Consider the following 17,665-nt stretch of genomic DNA (forward strand, 5'->3'; position numbering starts at 1 on the left):
GCAAGCCCTCCGATCTGCATATTTACCCAGCTGCCCGCAGCTGGTTCATGACGCCGCCCTTCTCTAACACTGTGATCAGGATAAATGCCAGTATACTTCCTGCCACGGTGGACACGAGAAACGGGACAACGTACACAAAAAGTCCCGCAGGCTCCATCCCCATCAGTAGTTTGGCTGCAGGATAGGCGCAAAGTCCGCCCAGGATGCCTGTCCCAAGTGCCTCAGCCACACAGGTGGGCGCCAGCTTTTTCCAGCCTGCATAGACCAGTCCGCAGCAGAGGGCTCCCACCATACTGCCAGGAAAGGCCAGAAGACTTCCGATCCCCAGGATATTGCGCAGAAGACTTGCCGTAAAAGCGATTCCTACGCCCCATCCGGGTCCCAGCGTCACTGCGGCCAGAATGTTGACCATGTGCTGCACCGGAGCGCACTTGCTGCCCGCTATGGGAAAACTGATCAGACTCCCCACGACGGCCAGAGCTGTGAGAACTCCTGCAAGCACCAGTTTCTTCGTTGCTGTATTTTGTCTCATCAATACACAGCTCCTTTCTCTATTTGATCAGATGCACGGAACAAAAAAGAGATGCACGAGGGCATCTCCTATTAACACACGAATACACATCCCTACGTTGGCATTATCCAAATCAGGTTGCGGGTCGAGACGATAACAGCCTCCTCTCAGCCGGCTAACGGCCAGCTCCCCGTGACACGCTTATCCAATTGTATCTGATCCATAATCATTATAGACCTGAGGAAACCTATTTGCAAGGATTTTCGCCAAAGAGCCGGCCTGTTTTCATCCTTTTCCTATTCGTTTTCCAGACTGATCCTGGGCAGATTCCACCGGTAGTGTGAGGCAAGGCACCTGATCACCAGCACCAGCATCACCCCTGCAAACATGGCGGCCGTCATGCCGGTCACGCTGTAGAGCGCCGTACACGCCACGGCGCCTGCTATGGAGGCGCAGGCATAGATGTGGCGGACAAATATGTAGGGCGGAACGCCTGCCATAACATCTCTGAGAAGTCCGCCCCCCACACCGGTCACTGTCCCGGTGAAGATCAGAAGGAAGGCGTTATCCCCGTATCCCTGCTGGAGGCCTGCGTTTACCCCTACCACTGTAAAAATTCCCAGTCCCACAGCGTCCATCAGCATCATAGCCCCGTCATACAATTTTCCCAGCCTTTCGCTGGACAGGGACTGCCGGAAATACATCACCCCGAAGACAAGGCAGGAAACCAGGACAGCCACCGTCGCATAGACCGGATTTCGGAACACGTTGGGCGGTATGATCCCCACTACAATGTCCCGGACAGCCCCTCCGCCCACGGCGGTGATCACTCCCAGCACGCACACGCCAAATATATCCATGGATTTTTGAATCCCCACCAGTGCTCCGGAGACAGCAAAGGCCACTGTGCCAATGACCTCCAATATAAAAACAACATTATCTTGAACACTCATTTTCTTCTTCCTCTCACACGCATCATTGTCTGACAGGGCTGCCGCAAACCGGCTGCCTGCCATCTGTATAACCTGTATTTATTTTTTCTTCAGCGTCCTGATATGATGGCTGCCGTAGAGCACAAGGGACAAAAGCATCATAACCATGCAGATCCCGATCAGTACCTGTGACACCTGTGCCGGGATATTGTACCAGAACAGATGGAGAACCATCATGGCGTAGAGAAGCCAGGTGGTGACTTTCCCGTGCCAGTCTGCCCCGAATACGCTGCCCGTCTTCCGGATTACCAGAAGTCCGGTAATGCCCATGAATATTTCTTTTACAACCATGATCCCAAGGGGAAGCACCATGAGAGGAAATCTTGTCAGAAGACAGGCCAGCATGGCCGCCTGGGTCAGTTTGTCTGCCACTGGATCCAGCACCTTTCCCAGATCGCTTGTCATGTGGAACCGTCTCGCTATCAGACCATCCGCCGTATCCGTCACACCAGATATGATCAGCACGATCCCGGTCCATATATAGTTCTTCTCCACACAGTAAAGCCAGGCGAACACCGGGATCAGACAGAGCCGGAAAAAGGACAGGATGTTGGGAATGGTCAGTATTTTATGTTTTGAAGTTTCTTCTCGTATCATCTTGATGCTCCTTCTTTATTTTTTATGCGGATCATCCGGTTCCGGCCGGACGTATACAATAAAGTATATACCAACGCCCGCGGACAGACAAGGTGTTACGGGGCAAAAAAGACGTGCCGGGCAGAAGTGTCTTCCGCACAGCACGTCGAAGCTGCAGATATACGATTCTATACCACAGAAACCTAGTCGTGGATCTTGTAGTTGGCAAGCAGCATTTCCGCCACACCCGGCGCCTCCGGATCGTGGTGTCCCTTTCCCGTATCCAGGGCACGGATCTCTTCCATCTCGCTGTCCTCCAGCTCAAAATCAAAAATGTCTATATTGCCCGCAATCCGCTCCGGGTTGGTAGATTTCGGCAGGACGATCAGTCCCTCCTGTATTTCAGACCTGAGAATGATCTGCCCTGGGTTCTTTCCATATTTTTCTGCCAGTTTTACGATAACCGGATGACTAAGAAGAGCCCCATCACCGTGTCCTAACGGCTGGTACGCCTCGATCTTCACATCCGCCTCGTCCAGAAGCGCCCTGAGTTCTCTCTGCTGGAAGAAAGGATTGCACTCCACCTGGTTCACAGCCGGCATGGTGTCAAACTGAGGAACAAATTCCTTCCAGATCGTTGGAGTCATATTGCTGACGCCGATGGATTTTATCCTGCCTTCCTTCTTTGCCTCCTCCAGCGCTTTCCACGCGCCGGCCACATCGCCGTATGGCTGGTGCAGCAGATACAGATCCACATAGTCCAGACCAAGCTTTTCCAGGGATGTCTCCAGTCCTTTTCTGGCCGCCTCGTAACCGTAGTCCTGGAGCCAAAGCTTGCTTGTGATAAAGATCTCCTCCCGCGGGATCCCGCTGACTTTCACCGCTTTTCCTACGTCAGATTCGTTAAAATAAGCTGCTGCTGTATCGATATGGCGGTAACCTGCCTTCAGCGCCTGGGATACGGCCTCGTATGCAGGCCCGTCATTGGGCACAAGAAATACGCCAAATCCCACTGCCGGGATTTTATTACCATCGTTCAATGTGATCATTTCCATGACTCTTCCTCCTTTTAAACCTATGCATTACAGGAAACCACTTTTGTTTTCCCTGTTTACATTTTAGTACACAGTTTCAAAAAAGTACAATGCCAATGGAGTATTATAGTATAACTAATCTGCATACTCTTGCCGTTCAAAACGCCTCTTTGGCTTTTAATCCTGCAGGATTTCTGTGCTTTCTCCCTGCACAAATACGGCCTGGTCGTCCGTGAGCACTTTCAGCTCAAGCTCCTGTCCATATTTTCTGATTTACAATATACTTTCCATAATTTTGTCTATTCTGCCATATTGCCAGATTGCTTTATGTCAGTTATAATAAAAGCCACTCAACGGGAAAATCTTTTCCCTCATGTCATTGTCAAATGACATTCTTTTATTCAACCGGCGGTTTCCGCCTTTTGTTCCCTTTTATATGAGCTCTTAAAAGGTTGCAGCTTTCTGTTTTTATGTCTATAATGGAGGTGTAACATTTGAAATCAAACTTCATAAATACTGATGAATATCCCGAGGCAGACAGGCAGTACAAGGACCGGCTCTTCCGTTTTGTCTTTCAGAAACCGGAAGACCTTCTCTCCCTCTACAACGCCGTCAACGGCACAGACTACAAAGATCCCGATGCTCTGGAGATCAATACCCTGGGAAACGTCCTGTACCTGTCCATGAAAAATGACATTTCCTTCCTCGTCAGCGGCACCCTCAACCTGTACGAGCACCAGAGTACCTGCAATCCCAACATGCCCATGCGGGGACTCTTCTACTTCTCAAGGCTGTACGAGAAGTACATTGCCGTCCAGGACATCAACATCTACAGCAGCGCCGCCAAGACCTTCCCTTTCCCCAGACATGTTGTCTTCTACAACGGGACAGCGGAAGAACCGGACAGGAAAGTCCTGCGACTCAGCGATCTATACGAGATAGTCCCAGGGGACAGCCATCCCTCCTTGGAGTGTGAGACGCTGATGCTGAACATCAATTACGGACACAACAGGTCTCTCATGGAAAAATGCAGGAGACTGGAGGAGTACGCCATCTTCGTCCACACCGTCCGGGAGAATCTGGAAAGACAGATGACCCTTGACCAGGCAGTCACAGAGGCAGTGGACACCTGCATCCGGGACGGGGTTCTGAAGGATATTCTGACAGAGCAGAAATCGGAGGTGATCCAGATGGTTCTGGAGACGTTTGACCAGGAGAAATATGAAAAGGCTATGCACCAAGAGGGCTATGACGACGGTTATTCTGACGGCAAAAAGGACGGCTATTCCGATGGCAAAGCAGACATGTTTCTGGAGCTGATCCGCAAGAAACTGGCAAAAGGCAGCTCTCTGGAAAAGATTGCACGGGAACTGGAGACAGATCTGGAAACGGTACAGAAGCTGGCTGATCAGATATAAATATAAGCACAAGTCAAAAAGTCTTTCCATAGAAAACAGGAGGGCAGATCCTTCTCTGTCCTCCTGCCATTTTCACTTATGATATTTCTGCTTTTCTCTACCAGGCGTCAAACAGTGAGAGCTGGTTGCTCTCCGGCAGATCTCCGAAAAGTCCCAGATCGTTCATCAGATCAATAACTGTCTTGCTGACTTTGGTCCTCTGGCGGAAATCATCCCTGCTCAGGTAGGGTCCCTGCTCGGAAGCGGCCTCCACAGCCTCGGCAGCCTTGTCTCCCATTCCGTCGATACTGGAAAGGGGCGGCATCAGCTTACCGTCCACGATCTGGAACCTGGACGCCTTTGCCTTGTAGATATCAATGGGCACAAACTCGAAGCCCCGGGCGTACATTTCCTGGACGATCCTCATGTCTTTCAGTGTATCCTGCTCCTTCTTGCTGAGGGAGTCCTTGCGTCTTTCATAGTCCTTAATGTAGAAATTGAGCTGTTCCTTCCCCTGGCACATAAGCTCGTAGGAGAAGGCGTCCGCACGGATACCGAAGTAAGCCGCATAGTAGGCCAGCGGGTAGTTGATCTTGCAGTAGGCGATGCGGTAGGCCATCATAACGTAGGCTGCCGCGTGGGCCTTGGGGAACATGTACTTGATCTTCTCACAGGACCAGATGTACCAGTCCGGCACACCGTGCTCTGTCATATCTTTCTTAAAGTCCGGCCACTCTTTACATTTTCCCTTGGCCACAGCTCCTTTACGCACCCTCTCCATGATGGTAAAGGACTCCTCGCTGTCCATCCCCTTGTTGATAAGATAGGTCATAATATCGTCACGGGTACAGATGGCCGTGGAAATGGTGGCCTTTCCGCTTAAGATCAGTTCCTGGGCGTTGTTCAGCCACACGTCCGTCCCATGGGACAGACCAGAGATACGGATCAGGTCAGAGAGCGTCTTTGGCTTTGTATCCACCACCATCTGGATAACGAAATCTGTGCCAAACTCCGGAATACCCAGACATCCCACCGGACAGCCTCCGATGTCGGAAGGCTTGATGCCCAGAACTTCCGTACCCTGGAAAAGGCTCATAACGCCGGGATCATCCAGAGGGATCTTTGTTGCGTCAAACCGGTTGTCCGTCTCGTTGTATTCGTTATCCATGGCCGGGGAGCTGATATACTCCTCCAACGTCTTGATCATGGTAGGATCATCGTGTCCCAGGATATCCAGCTTCAGTAGGTTGTGGTCAATAGAATGGTAGTCAAAGTGGGTGGTCACGATATCCGTATGCATATCATTAGCCGGGTGCTGTACCGGAGTAAAAGAGTTGATATCCTCTCCCAGCGGCAGAACGATGATTCCACCAGGGTGCTGGCCGGTGCTCCTGCGGATACCGGTACATCCCTGTACGATCCTGTCAATCTCGCAGGTACGCTTTCTCTGTCCCCGCTCCTCAAAATAATTTTTCACAAATCCAAAGGCCGTCTTATCCGCCAGAGTACCAATGGTGCCGGCCCGATATGTCTGACCGTCACCAAAGATAACCTCTGTATACTTGTGCGCATTGCTCTGGTAGTCTCCAGAAAAGTTCAGGTCAATATCCGGCTCCTTGTTTCCCTTAAACCCAAGGAATGTCTCAAAGGGGATATCAAACCCGTCTTTTACAAGTTTTTCTCCGCACACCGGGCAATTCTTGTCCGGCATATCCATGCCGCAGCCTCCGGCGTATTTTCGCACTTCATCTGAGGTAAAATCGCTGTAATGACACTTGGGACAGTAGTAGTGGGGACTTAATGGATTGACCTCCGTGATCCCGGCCATGGTAGCCACAAAAGAGGACCCTACCGATCCACGGGATCCTACCAGATAGCCGTCCTCCACCGACTTCCATACCAGCTTCTGGGCAATGATGTACATAACGGCAAACCCGTTGGAGATAATGGAGTTCAGCTCCCTCTCAAGACGCTCCACCACCACTTCCGGCAGATCCTCGCCGTACATCTCATGGGCTTTGTTGTAACAGATATCCCTCAGCATCTGATCCGAGTTGGGAATCACAGGAGGGCATTTATCCGGCCGCACTGGCGAGATCTTCTCCACCCAGTCCGCGATCATGTTGGGATTATCGATGACCACTTCTTTTGCCTTAGCTGAACCCAGGTAGTCAAATTCTGCCAGCATCTCCTCTGTCGTCCGCAGGTAAAGGGGCGCCTGGTTGTCCGCATCCCCAAAGCCTTTTCCCGCCATGATGATCCGGCGGTAGACTTCATCCTCCGGATCCAGGAAATGGACGTCACAGGTGGCCACTACAGGCTTGTTGAACTTCTCCCCCAGCCGGATGATCTTTCGGTTGATCTCTTTTAAATCTTCCTCCGAATGGACATTGGATACTCTGTCACTGTCGATCATAAAGGCATTGTTTCCCAGGGGCTGGATCTCCAGATAGTCATAGTAATCCACAATACGGGCAATCCTCTCCTCGGACTTGTCATCCAGGATGGCCTGGTAAAGCTCGCCCGCCTCGCAGGCGCTCCCCAGGATCAGGCCTTCCCTGTATTTGGAAAATTCACTCTTGGGTATCCGGGGATGCCTTGCAAAGTAATCCAGGTGGGACTTAGAGATCAGTGTGTAAAGGTTTGTCCTTCCAATATCGTTCCTGGCCAGGATAATGGCGTGGTAAGAGGGCATCTTCCTTACAGAGTCCGCATTGTTCTTCACCCCGAACCGGTTCAGTTCCTTCAGTGTATGGATGTCCCGCTCTGCCAGCATCTCCACAAATTTCTCAAAGATCTCCGCCGTGGCTCCCGCATCATCCACTGCCCGGTGGTGATTTTCCAGGGAAATATTCAGAGCCTTTGCCACAATGTTCAGCTTAAACCTGGACAGGGTGGGCAGGAGAACTCTGGCCATGGCCACCGTGTCCACGGAAGTAAAATCCGGCTGGATATCCTGGTAGCGGCAGTTCTGCTCAATAAAGCTGACATCAAAGGATGCGTTGTGAGCCACCAGCACACCGTCCCCGATAAACTCCAGAAACTGCGGCAGCACTTCCTCGATGGGAGGGGCGTCCATGACCATGGCGTCGGTAATGCTGGTGAGCTGGGTGATCTTAAACGGAATCGGGATCTGCGGGTTCACAAAAGTGCTGAACTTATCTGTGATCTTTCCCTTCTCCACCTTCACGGCCCCGATCTCGATGATCTTGTCCTTGATGGGGCTGAAACCTGTGGTCTCCAGGTCAAAGACAATGAATGTGCCCATCAGATCCTGACCTTTTTCGTTGATGGCCACATCCGACAGGTCATCCACCAGGTAGGCCTCCACCCCGTAAATAACCTTAAAGGAATCGTCCTTGTCCAGTGTCTCTATGAAATGATTGGCGTCTGTAAACGCCTGCACCACGCCGTGATCCGTGATGGCGATGGCTTTGTGCCCCCAGTCGTGGGCGCGCTTCACAATGTCCTTCACCTCGGAGACGCCGTCCATATCGCTCATCTTCGTATGGCAGTGCAGTTCCACCCGCTTCTCCGGAGCCGTATCCTTTCTGGTCACGGTAAAGTCCGAGATCTTCCGGATGCCTGTGACAGAACCGATGGTCAGCTCCCCGTCGAACTTGTCGATCGTCGTGACGCCCTTGATCTTCAGGAACGCACCCATCTTAATATCCTGGAGCATATCCGGAAGCTGCTCGTTGCGGACAAACATTTTCACCATAATGGTGTCCGTAAAATCCGTCACCGCATACATGATGATGGTCTTTTCATTCCGGATCTCCCTGGTATCAAAGCTGATGACCTTGCCCCGGATGGTGATCTCTCCCATCTCGCTGACCACTTCTTTCAGCTCAATGGCCGCATCATCAAAATCACGCCCGTAAATGACATTGGGATCGTCTGATTTCCGGTAAGAAGAGAATTCTCTCTTCCGAAAACCGCCGTTTCCCTTTGAAAATCCATCCTTGAAGCCGCCTTTGGAGCCACTTTTCCCCGCCTGTCCTTCTTCCGGCTTTTTGGCGGGAGCAGATTTGTCCTCTTTCTTCCCTTCAGAGGCTGCGCCCTCTTTCTCCTCCTCCGCAGCTTTTTCCCGCAGAAGCCTTTCCTTGCGCAGAACCTGGTTTTTCTCTACAATGGCGTCTACTTCCTGCTGCAGCTTCAGGTCATTGTACTTCAGGCTGCTCTCCTTGGGCTTCTCATAGACCACACGCACTTCCAAAGGCACATGGAATCGGTCGTTGAACACAGAAGTAAGAAGCTGCACCACGGAGTCCTTCTTTCCCTGGGCGATCACCGTATCCTGAAGGGTCAGGCACATGATATTGCCGTCCTCAAAAGAATAACTGGAAGTCTGGAGCATATTCCGCTCAACCACACTTTTCTGTTCTGCTTCCAGGAGAATACTGTCGTAGTACTCCCGCATCAGATTTTCCGGCGTATACTGGGCAGACAGCTGATAGTCCTCCCTGACCTCGATGCGGATGGGAGCCCTGCCGAAAAGCTGCTCCTTGATCATCTTCTCCAGCTCATAGATCCGCCGTTTCTTGATCAGATGCCGGCTGAAAATATGCACACGTATAAAATCTCTTGCGGAGTTGGAGGCCACTTTTGTGACCTCCACCTCCGCAAGGAGCATCTTCATCTCTTCACTTACCTTTAAAGTTGGAAACACTTCAAAAAACAATTTACTCATTCCAGTGTTCAAGCTCCCATCTCAGTGTGTCCAGAAGTTCCTCTTCCTTTACTTTCTTGACGATCTCTCCCTTTTTGATAAGCAGGCCCTCGCCGATGCCGCCGGCAATTCCGATGTCAGCCTCCTTCGCCTCCCCGGGACCGTTAACCACGCAGCCCATGACGGCCACCTTGATGTCAAGGGGAATGTCCGCCACCATCTGCTCCACCTTATTTGCCAGGCCAATGAGATCGATCTTGGTCCGCCCGCAGGTGGGACAGGAGACTACCTCGATACCGCCTTTTCGCAGCCCCAGCGTCCGCAGGATCAGCTTGGCACTTTTGATCTCCTCCACCGGATCTCCCGTCAGAGATACGCGGATGGTATCTCCTATCCCCTGGTTCAGAATAAGGGCAAGGCCAATGGATGATTTGATATTTCCAGACATGAGCGTGCCCGACTCAGTGATTCCCACATGGAGAGGGTAAGGGCACTCTCTGGCGATCAGTTCATGGGCCTTCACGCACATCAATACATCAGACGATTTGATGCTGACCACCAGATTGTCATACCCCATCTCCTCGATCATATGTACCTTGTCCAGTGCGCTCTCCACGATCCCTTCTGCCGTGACACCTCCGTATTTTTCCACCAGATCTTTTTCCAGAGACCCGCTGTTGACACCTACACGGATAGGGATATTCTTCTCTTTCGCCTTCTCCACCACCATGCGGACCCGATCCTTAGAGCCGATATTCCCCGGATTGATGCGTATCTTGTCCGCCCCGTTCTCAATGGCCGCAATAGCCAGCCGGTAATCAAAATGGATATCCGCTACAAGTGGAATGTGAATACTCTTCTTAATCTCTCTCAGCGCCAGAGCCGCTTCTTCCGTAGGCACTGCGCAGCGAATGATCTCACACCCTGCCTTCTCCAGACGAAGGATCTGCGCTACGGTAGCTTCCACATCCTCGGTCTTTGTGTTGGTCATAGACTGGATGGCAATGGGATGTCCACCGCCGATCCACACATCGCCTATTCTGATCTGTTTTGTCTCATTTCTGGTCATATCCCTTCTCCTTCTGTATACATATAACTTTCCTATAAGGTCCAATGGAACAAAAAGAGTCCCTCTCCCTGGTCTTCGTCTCAGCTTTGGACCTTTAAAGAGGAACCCTGTTTTGTCTGTATCCTCAGCACCTACTGCCTGTCAAATATCATCTGCTCCCCGTACTCTCTCTCTGTGAGGGTCAGCTGTCCCTGGTCCACACTGTAGGAGAAAGTTGTGGTGAGGTTCGTCAGAGCACTGCGCAGGTTCTCTTCCGTGTACTGGCCTCCGGATTTATCCGCCTGATCAGCCAGCGCGCCTGGGATTTCCTTGAAAGTAACAATTTTTCCATCCCTGTCCAGGCTGTACTGCAGCTCCACTTCAACGGCCTGCTGTTCCACCACATCCGGCAGCGTGACTGTCACTCTTTCATTGTCTTTTATATCCAGTGTAAGCTCACTGCCCTCACTCATCCAGGCACCTTCCAGCGGATTGGAAGTGAACATGCGGACAAGGAAAAACACGGCAATGGCCACGATCACAACGGAGCTGACCGTGATCACGATCCTCCAAAGTTTACTTCTTTCAGCTTCATTATTTTTTGCAATCAGCATAAATATCGTCCTCTCATATGTCTCCTCCCCGGAGACTTTTTCCTTTTTTAAATTATAGGTGGTTTTAGCGGCAGTGTCAACGACATATCCTCCCGCGTCATTTTGCGCCGCTTCGCATCATTTACCGCAACATTTTGTTGAGTATCGACACTATTTCCCCGTCCACGGCTTTAAGCTGGTAAAATATGGTATCAATACAAAGGAGGAAGAGGCATGTCATTTCCACAGAGACTGAAAACACTTCGCGCGGAACACAATATGACGCAGCTCCAACTTGGCCAGCGCATGAACCTTTCCCGCAGTACGATCACAGGCTATGAAACGAAGCACCGTCAGCCTTCTCACGAGAAGCTGGCAGACATGGCCGAGATCTTCGGCGTCTCTGTAGACTATCTCATCGACGGGGACGAAACACTGACTCCGCTTTCCCGGACACAGCATGAGCGCATCATAGACGAGAAATTTTTCCGTCTCTACTCTCAGCTCTCCGTCACCTCAAAAGAACATGCCCTCGACTATCTTGAACTTCTAAAGCTCAGAGATGAAAAACAGGCGCAGGAACGGCCCTAGAGGAAAGTTCCTGACGCCTGTATTTATTTCACAAAACGCTCGTAAATATACCTGTTGGCCTCCAGCTCCTGGCTGTCGTCCAGTGCCTCCAGCTCGCTAAAGCCGTATTTCCGCTCCAGAGCCCTGGCAATGAGCCAGTCGCAGACCTGAGGATTTTTCGGAAGCAGCGGACCGTGGAGGTACGTGCCGATGACATTTTTGTACACCACTCCCTCGCAGCCGCTGTTCTCTTCATTTCCGTATCCGTGGAGCACTTTCCCAAAAGGCCTGTTCTGCCCTATAAAAGTCCTGCCGCCGTGATTTTCAAATCCCACTACCGGTGTCTCAAAAAGCTCGCTCTGAAGGACGATATTTCCGATGAGGCGTCCCTCTCCCTGTTCTGTGTACAGATCCACCAAATCCAGGCCTTCGATCAGGCCCTCCTCTGTCCGGTAATATTTTCCGAGAAGCTGGTAACCGCCGCACACGGCAATGACCACTCCGTTATCCTCTACATAGTTCTTAAAATCCTCCTGGATGTCTTTCAGCTTCTGGCAGACGATCATCTGCTCCCTGTCAGAGCCGCCGCCCAAAAGCACAATGTCCAGTTTTGAGAAATCAATCTGGTCGTTCAGCTCAAACTCAACCGTCTCGGCCTCGATCCCCCTCCAGATGCAGCGTTGCATCAGGCAGGCAATATTTCCCCGGTCTCCATACAGATTGAGAAGATCCGGATAGAGGTGGCCGATGGTGATCTTTCTTGTCTCTTTTCTCTCACTGCTCTCCATGCTCCGCATCCCTCCTTATTTCTGTTCCTCAAGTTTTTTCAGCACATTCCTTGTGCCAAAAAGAGCGGTATAGTTCACCAGGACATACAGATTGCCGCAACCGTTATCCACCCGCTCGCAGATCGCTTTCTCCACATCCGCCTCCAGCTGGGAGGGAATGTCCACATACTTGAGCCGGAGCCGCATATCCTGGCAACGGATGCCGCTGACTGTAATAGAGTTTACATTGGCCTCTTTAAATCTGTCAAAATCCACATCCCACAGCCAGGACACATCAATACCGTCCTGGGCGTTATCATTGATGACAATAATGATATCTTTCAGTGTATCGTCCTGCATGACTGCCGAGATATTTTGATTAAATCCTGCCGGATTCTTTGCCAGGTTCAGAGTGATCTCAGTCTCCTTAACCCGGAACCGCTCCATCCGCCCGTTCTCCGGGTTAAATGCTGCCAGCATGTCATTAAAGTGGGGCAGTTCCACCCCTGCCGCACGGGCTGCCGTGTAAGCCGCCAGAATATTGTACACATTGTAAAAGCCCCGGTAGTTGGCCGTGATCCTGCGTCCCTCCACCGTGAAGGCGAGGCGGTCTCCCACCTCAATATCTGAGGCATTGTACCGGATGTCCGGCCGCCTGAAATCACAGCTTGTACACTGGTAGACTCCCAACTGGCTGTAATGGTAAAAATCATAGTGGAGGGGCGCGCCGCATTTCTTACAGAAACGGCCCTCCCGGATCTCGTGGGCACTGCTGTCATCCGTCACTTTCTCATTTATCCCGTACGTAATGTATGGATTCCCCGCATCCATGGCCAGGAAAGCGCTGAGGGCGTCATCCCCGTTTACCACCACTTTCATATCCGGGGCACTCTGCATCACTTCTTTTAGAATATTCATCGTGATATCGATCTCACCATACCGGTCCAGCTGATCCCGGAACAGGTTGGTCAGGACCATGTAGTCTGGCTTGAAATAAGGAAAAACTCTTCTTGTGGACGCCTCATCGATCTCAATACAGGCACAGTCCGCATCCAGCCTGCCGGACCATCCGGCCGCCAGCACAAAAGCCGCCGCCACACCATTCAGCATGTTGGAGCCTGTATGGTTGCAGACTACCTTCTTTCCCTCTGCCTCCAGCGCAGCACAAAGCATATTGTTGGTCGTTGTCTTCCCGTTGGTCCCGCAGACGATAAAAATGTCTCCCCGCACCTGGGAAGCCAGCTCTCTCAGTATATCCGGGCAGATGCGAAGGGCAATCTTACCGGCCCAGGTAACGCCCTGCCTGTGGAAAATGTGTACGCTTGCCGCCTGAGCTGCTTTTGCCGCCCAGACTGCTGCCATTCTTCGTAACTTCATTGCTTTTTTCCTTTTAAAAAATATATTATATATGTACTTATACAAACAGACACAGTCCTGTGCCCGCCTTCATATACTGTATTATTTTACCTTCTGGCCTGTCACAAGTCAACCGCCATTCCCTGACTGCTTCTTTCCATTTGTCCTCTCTTTTCTCTCTTCCTGTTTTGTTATAATTTTCACAATTTTCCCTCTTTTTTTCTTAAATCTTTGTATCTTATTTATATTTACTATTGTATCCCCCCGTGTTATGATACAGACATAAACAGCTAGATATTTTTTTAACGATCAGGCGTCCCAGGTACGCACGCTTTCCGGCTGAACTGCCAGGAACATCCGGAAAGCAAATAAACCTTTTTTTCATACAATAGAATCCTTTAAAACGGAAAAACAGCTCCGGGCTTTTAGGCGCCAGGGGCTGTTTTTCTGTTCTCTGCTATCCTTCTATAAGACGCTAGGCCTTCTTTTCCATCATTCCCATAAGGATCTTCTCCGGCGTGATGGGAAGCTCCCTGTGCCATACGCCGGTGGCGTTGAAGATGGCGTGGGCAATAGCCGGAGAGGGGGTGTTGATGACCACCTCTCCAATGGACTTAGCTCCAAAGGGGCCGGTCTCTTCATAGCTGCTCTCAAATTCCACCCGCAGTTTTCCCACGTCCAGGCGGCTGGGGATCTTATACTGCATGAAGGAATTCTCCAGTATTCTTCCTTTTTTACTGTAAGTGATATCCTCATAGAGAGCCATGCCAATGCCCTGGGCCAGGCCGCCCTCTGTCTGGATCCTTGTAAGATTCGGATTCATGGGCGTACCGCAGTCCACCACGGCCATATAGTCCAAAAGCTCCACAGCTCCTGTCTCTTTGTCCACTTCCAGCTCTGCCATGCCCACCATAAGGGGCGGAGGCGATGTAGGAGAAGAGTGGGTCACTGTCACCTGTACCGGCTCCCGGTTTCCGCACATGGATTTTGTGGCAATATCCTTAAGAAGCACTTCCTTTGTCCCGTCAGCCCGGCGCACCCGGTCAGCGGCAAACTCTACTTCTGCTTCTTCGCACTCCATCATGCCGGCTGCAATGGCACAGATGTGGCCTTTCAGTTCTACAGCCGCCTTCTCCACAGCTTTTCCCGTCACGTACATGGTACTGGAGGCGTAAGATCCGGAGTCATAGGGAGAGGAATCTGTGTCCGCGCCGTAGACAATGATATTGTCCAGGTCACACTCCAGGCACTCTGCCGCCACCTGAGCCAGCGTGGTATCACATCCGGTTCCCATGTCCGCCGCTCCGATAGACAGGATATAAAATCCTTCGTCATTTAACTTCAGTGTGGCTGATCCTACATCCACACCGGAAATGCCGGAGCCCTGCATGGCCATAGCCACTCCCTTGGCACGGATCTTTCCATTTCCCATATCTCTGGCCAGTGGCTTCTCATCCCAGTGGAACATCTCTTTGGCCCTTGCCATACAGCGGTCCAGCGCGCAGGCTGTCATCTTTTCATTGTAATAAGCCATGGCTGTCTGGCCCTGGCGGACCATATTTTTCTCCCGGATCTCCACCGGATCCATATGCAGCTTGTCTGCCAGCTCGCTGACGATACTCTCCACTGCAAAGATACCCTGTGTGGCGCCGTAGCCCCTGTAGGCGCCGGCTGCCTGCACATTAGTATACACTACGTCATAATTGAAGCGGTAGGCCTCCATATTTCCATTGTAGAGAGGAATGGACTTGTGCCCGCTCAGACCCACGGTTGTGGGGCCGTGTTCTCCGTAAGCCCCGGTGTTGGATAAGGTGTACACGTCCAGCGCACGGATGGTTCCATCGTTCATGGCTCCCACCTTCACCCGGACCTCCATCTCATGACGGGGTGATCCTGCGATCTGGCTCTCCTGCCTTGTGTAGATCAGCTTGGCAGCCTTCCCCGTCTTCCATGTGACAAAGGCCGGAAAAACTTCTGTCACGCAGGACTGCTTTGCCCCAAATCCGCCGCCGATGCGGGGCTTGGTCACCCGCACTTTTGACTTGGGGATATCCAGCGCATTGGCCACGATCCTGCGGACGTGGAAGACGATCTGGGTGGAACTGATAATGTGCAGACGCCCGTAGAGATCCATGCAGGTGTAAGTCCGGAAAGTCTCCATCATGGCCTGGCTGTCCGGCTTTGTATGGTAGGTGTGCTCCAGCACAATGTCGCAGTCCTCCATGACAGCATCCACATCTCCCTTGCTGTCCTTTGCTGACGCGCACAGATTTCGCTGATTGTCAGCACCCACCGGGCAGAGTGCCTGCCAGTTCTCCTCCGGATGCACAAGGATCTTATTGTCTTTTGCCGTGTGCATATCCAGTACCGGCTCCAGCACTTCGTATTTCACTTTGATAAGCTTTAAAGCCTTGTCCACAGCCTTTTCATTTTCTCCCGCCACAATGGCCACAGCATCTCCCACAAACCGCAGTCTCTGGTCCAGGATCAGCCTGTCGTACGGGCTGGCCTCAGGATACGTCTGTCCAGCCATCGTAAAACGCCTGTCCGGCACATCTTTGTAGGTATAGATGGCCTCAATACCGGGCACCTTCATGGCAATGTCCGTATTGATCTCCTGCACGAGCGCATGGGCGTGAGGGCTGTGGAGCACCTTCACCACCAGACAGTCAGAAGGCGTGATATCATCCATGTACACCGGCTTTCCGGTGACAAGGGCCATGGCATCTTTCTTCCTCACAGATCGGTTCACATATCGATAATTACTTCCTGGTATCTGGTCCGGCATCAGATCTTCCCTCCTTCCGCCTGGCTTTTCTTATAGTTAATGTAGGCCCGGATCCCCCGCAGCTGCCCTTCATATCCGGAACAGCGGCACAGGTTTCCTGCCAGGTATTCTTTGATCTCCTCGTCAGTGGGATCTGGATTTTCCCGGAACATGGCAATTCCGTTCATCATCAGTCCCGGATTACAGAATCCGCACTGCTCTGCTCCCTCATCCGCGATATAGGCGCCAAAACCTTCCGCCTCCTCCTGGAGTCCTTCCAGTGTGATCACTCTGTGTCCGTCCGCCCTGGCTGCCAGAAGGCTGCAGGACAGGACCGGCTTATCATCCACAAACACCGTACACAGGCCGCAGTTGGAAGTATCGCATCCCCGCTTTACACTGTTACATCCCTGCTCCCGCAAAAAGTCAATGAGAAGCATGTCCGGGGCAATCTGGGCGGTTACTTTCTTTTCATTTAAAAGGATCTGTATCTGCATCAGTTTCTCCCCTCCTGCTCTTTTTCTTTTTTCTCTCCTTCTCCTGCGATCTGCAGAAGGGCTCTCTTCGCCAGCACGCCCGCAATGATCTTCCGGTACTGGGCGCTTCCTCTCAGGTTGCTGCTTGTCTCCACGGTCTCTGACACGTACGCGCCGAATTTCTCCGCGCTCTCCTCTGTGATCCCCTCTACCAGCAGCCCCTTCTCATCTCTGAGACAGACTGCCTTCATGGGCCTGGCCCCAACAACGCAGCGGATTTCCCTTTCAATCTCAGTCACACAGCAGGCCAGAACCGGGAAGTCCGTCTTTGTATTTCTCTGGGAGAGATAGGCTGCCCGCACAGGTCTCTTGGGCACGATCACGTATGTCAGGATATCATTGTCATAGGGAAGATATGCAAACTCTTCCACAGACAGTCTTCCTCTCTTGTAGAGTTCCACTTCCGCTCCTGCTGCCATCAGAAAGGTCAGCACATCGGAAAATCCATACCTGCCGAACACACTGCCTCCCACAGTAGCCATGTTCCGGAACTGGACGCCTACAATGTGGCGCACGCTCTCCCTGGCCGCCCCCTGTGTCAGGTCGTTCAGCCCCTTATGGAGCTCCATCTGGCGAAGCGTCACCATAGCGCCGATGCGGAACTCGCTCTCCGTCTCCTCAATAGTGTCCAGCCCCAGGCCGGACAGATCAATGGCTGTCCCTACGTTTCTCTTCTGCATCTTCAGCCAGAGCATGCCTCCCAGAACCACATTGCTCCTCTTCTGGTTCAGCTCGTATGCCTCCTCCAGGCTGGATGCCTTCACATACTGATTAATCGTAAGCACGTCTTCTCTCCTTTTCTCTTTGTTAAAATCTTTTGGATCATTTCCCCGATAAATCCCGTCA

Annotated in this window: 14 protein-coding genes and 1 riboswitch; of the genes, 2 read left to right on the plus strand and 12 right to left on the minus strand. The window is 51.8% G+C overall.

From position 1 onward, the window contains the following. Nucleotides 1-22: 22 nt before the first annotated feature. From thiW to INF30_RS03255, 4 genes are all read right to left on the minus strand, one after another. The gene (gene thiW, locus INF30_RS03240; RefSeq protein WP_076778559.1) at nt 23-532 is read right to left on the minus strand and encodes an energy coupling factor transporter S component ThiW; all 510 of its coding nucleotides are present in this window, start codon (nt 530-532) and stop codon (nt 23-25) included. Nucleotides 533-604: 72 nt separating this feature from the next. Further along, nucleotides 605-714, minus strand: a riboswitch (TPP riboswitch). Between the two features lie 93 nt (nt 715-807). After that, nucleotides 808-1,464, minus strand: a complete 657-nt coding sequence (locus INF30_RS03245; RefSeq protein ID WP_226394214.1) for a trimeric intracellular cation channel family protein — start codon at nt 1,462-1,464, stop codon at nt 808-810. Between the two features lie 78 nt (nt 1,465-1,542). After that, entirely contained in the window at nt 1,543-2,100 is a 558-nt protein-coding gene (locus tag INF30_RS03250) for a CDP-alcohol phosphatidyltransferase family protein (protein WP_226394215.1), read from the minus strand. A gap of 182 nt (nt 2,101-2,282) precedes the next feature. Continuing rightward, on the minus strand, nt 2,283-3,134 hold the full coding sequence (locus tag INF30_RS03255) for an aldo/keto reductase (protein WP_226394216.1): 852 nt from the start codon (nt 3,132-3,134) through the stop codon (nt 2,283-2,285). 473 nt (nt 3,135-3,607) lie between these two features. Here INF30_RS03255 and INF30_RS03260 point away from each other — a divergent pair, with 473 nt between their 5' ends. Then, entirely contained in the window at nt 3,608-4,531 is a 924-nt protein-coding gene (locus INF30_RS03260) for an RpnC/YadD family protein (RefSeq protein ID WP_226394217.1), read from the plus strand. A 97-nt stretch (nt 4,532-4,628) separates the two neighbouring features. Here the strand turns inward: INF30_RS03260 and INF30_RS03265 are convergent, their stop codons facing one another. From INF30_RS03265 to INF30_RS03275, 3 genes are all read right to left on the minus strand, one after another. After that, nucleotides 4,629-9,203, minus strand: a complete 4,575-nt coding sequence (locus INF30_RS03265; protein WP_226394218.1) for a PolC-type DNA polymerase III — start codon at nt 9,201-9,203, stop codon at nt 4,629-4,631. Then, a complete protein-coding gene (ispG, locus tag INF30_RS03270) occupies nt 9,196-10,251 on the minus strand; it encodes a flavodoxin-dependent (E)-4-hydroxy-3-methylbut-2-enyl-diphosphate synthase (RefSeq protein ID WP_226394219.1) in 1,056 nt (351 codons plus the stop codon). The genes INF30_RS03265 and ispG overlap by 8 nt, the downstream gene beginning before the upstream one ends. Nucleotides 10,252-10,382: 131 nt before the next feature. Then, nucleotides 10,383-10,844: a hypothetical protein gene (locus tag INF30_RS03275; RefSeq protein ID WP_076778572.1), complete on the minus strand. Its 462-nt coding sequence runs from the start codon at nt 10,842-10,844 to the stop codon at nt 10,383-10,385. 213 nt (nt 10,845-11,057) lie between these two features. Between INF30_RS03275 and INF30_RS03280 the strand changes: the two genes are divergently transcribed. Next, entirely contained in the window at nt 11,058-11,414 is a 357-nt protein-coding gene (locus INF30_RS03280; RefSeq protein WP_076778574.1) for a helix-turn-helix domain-containing protein, read from the plus strand. A 23-nt stretch (nt 11,415-11,437) separates the two neighbouring features. Here the strand turns inward: INF30_RS03280 and INF30_RS03285 are convergent, their stop codons facing one another. From INF30_RS03285 to INF30_RS03305, 5 genes are all read right to left on the minus strand, one after another. Next, nucleotides 11,438-12,181, minus strand: a complete 744-nt coding sequence (locus INF30_RS03285) for a type 1 glutamine amidotransferase (protein WP_226394220.1) — start codon at nt 12,179-12,181, stop codon at nt 11,438-11,440. Between the two features lie 15 nt (nt 12,182-12,196). After that, entirely contained in the window at nt 12,197-13,537 is a 1,341-nt protein-coding gene (locus tag INF30_RS03290; RefSeq protein ID WP_226394221.1) for a MurT ligase domain-containing protein, read from the minus strand. Between the two features lie 454 nt (nt 13,538-13,991). Next, nucleotides 13,992-16,304: a xanthine dehydrogenase family protein molybdopterin-binding subunit gene (locus INF30_RS03295; protein ID WP_226394222.1), complete on the minus strand. Its 2,313-nt coding sequence runs from the start codon at nt 16,302-16,304 to the stop codon at nt 13,992-13,994. Next, nucleotides 16,304-16,780 carry a (2Fe-2S)-binding protein gene (locus tag INF30_RS03300; RefSeq protein WP_226394223.1) on the minus strand — a complete coding sequence of 159 codons (477 nt, stop codon included), beginning with the start codon at nt 16,778-16,780 and terminating at the stop codon, nt 16,304-16,306. Before INF30_RS03300 ends, INF30_RS03295 begins: the two co-directional genes overlap by 1 nt. After that, on the minus strand, nt 16,780-17,604 hold the full coding sequence (locus INF30_RS03305) for an FAD binding domain-containing protein (RefSeq protein ID WP_226394224.1): 825 nt from the start codon (nt 17,602-17,604) through the stop codon (nt 16,780-16,782). Before INF30_RS03305 ends, INF30_RS03300 begins: the two co-directional genes overlap by 1 nt. Nucleotides 17,605-17,665 lie beyond the last annotated feature (61 nt).

This window comes from Claveliimonas monacensis (assembly GCF_014982975.1).
GTDB classification, from domain to species: Bacteria; Bacillota; Clostridia; order Lachnospirales; family Lachnospiraceae; genus Claveliimonas; species Claveliimonas monacensis.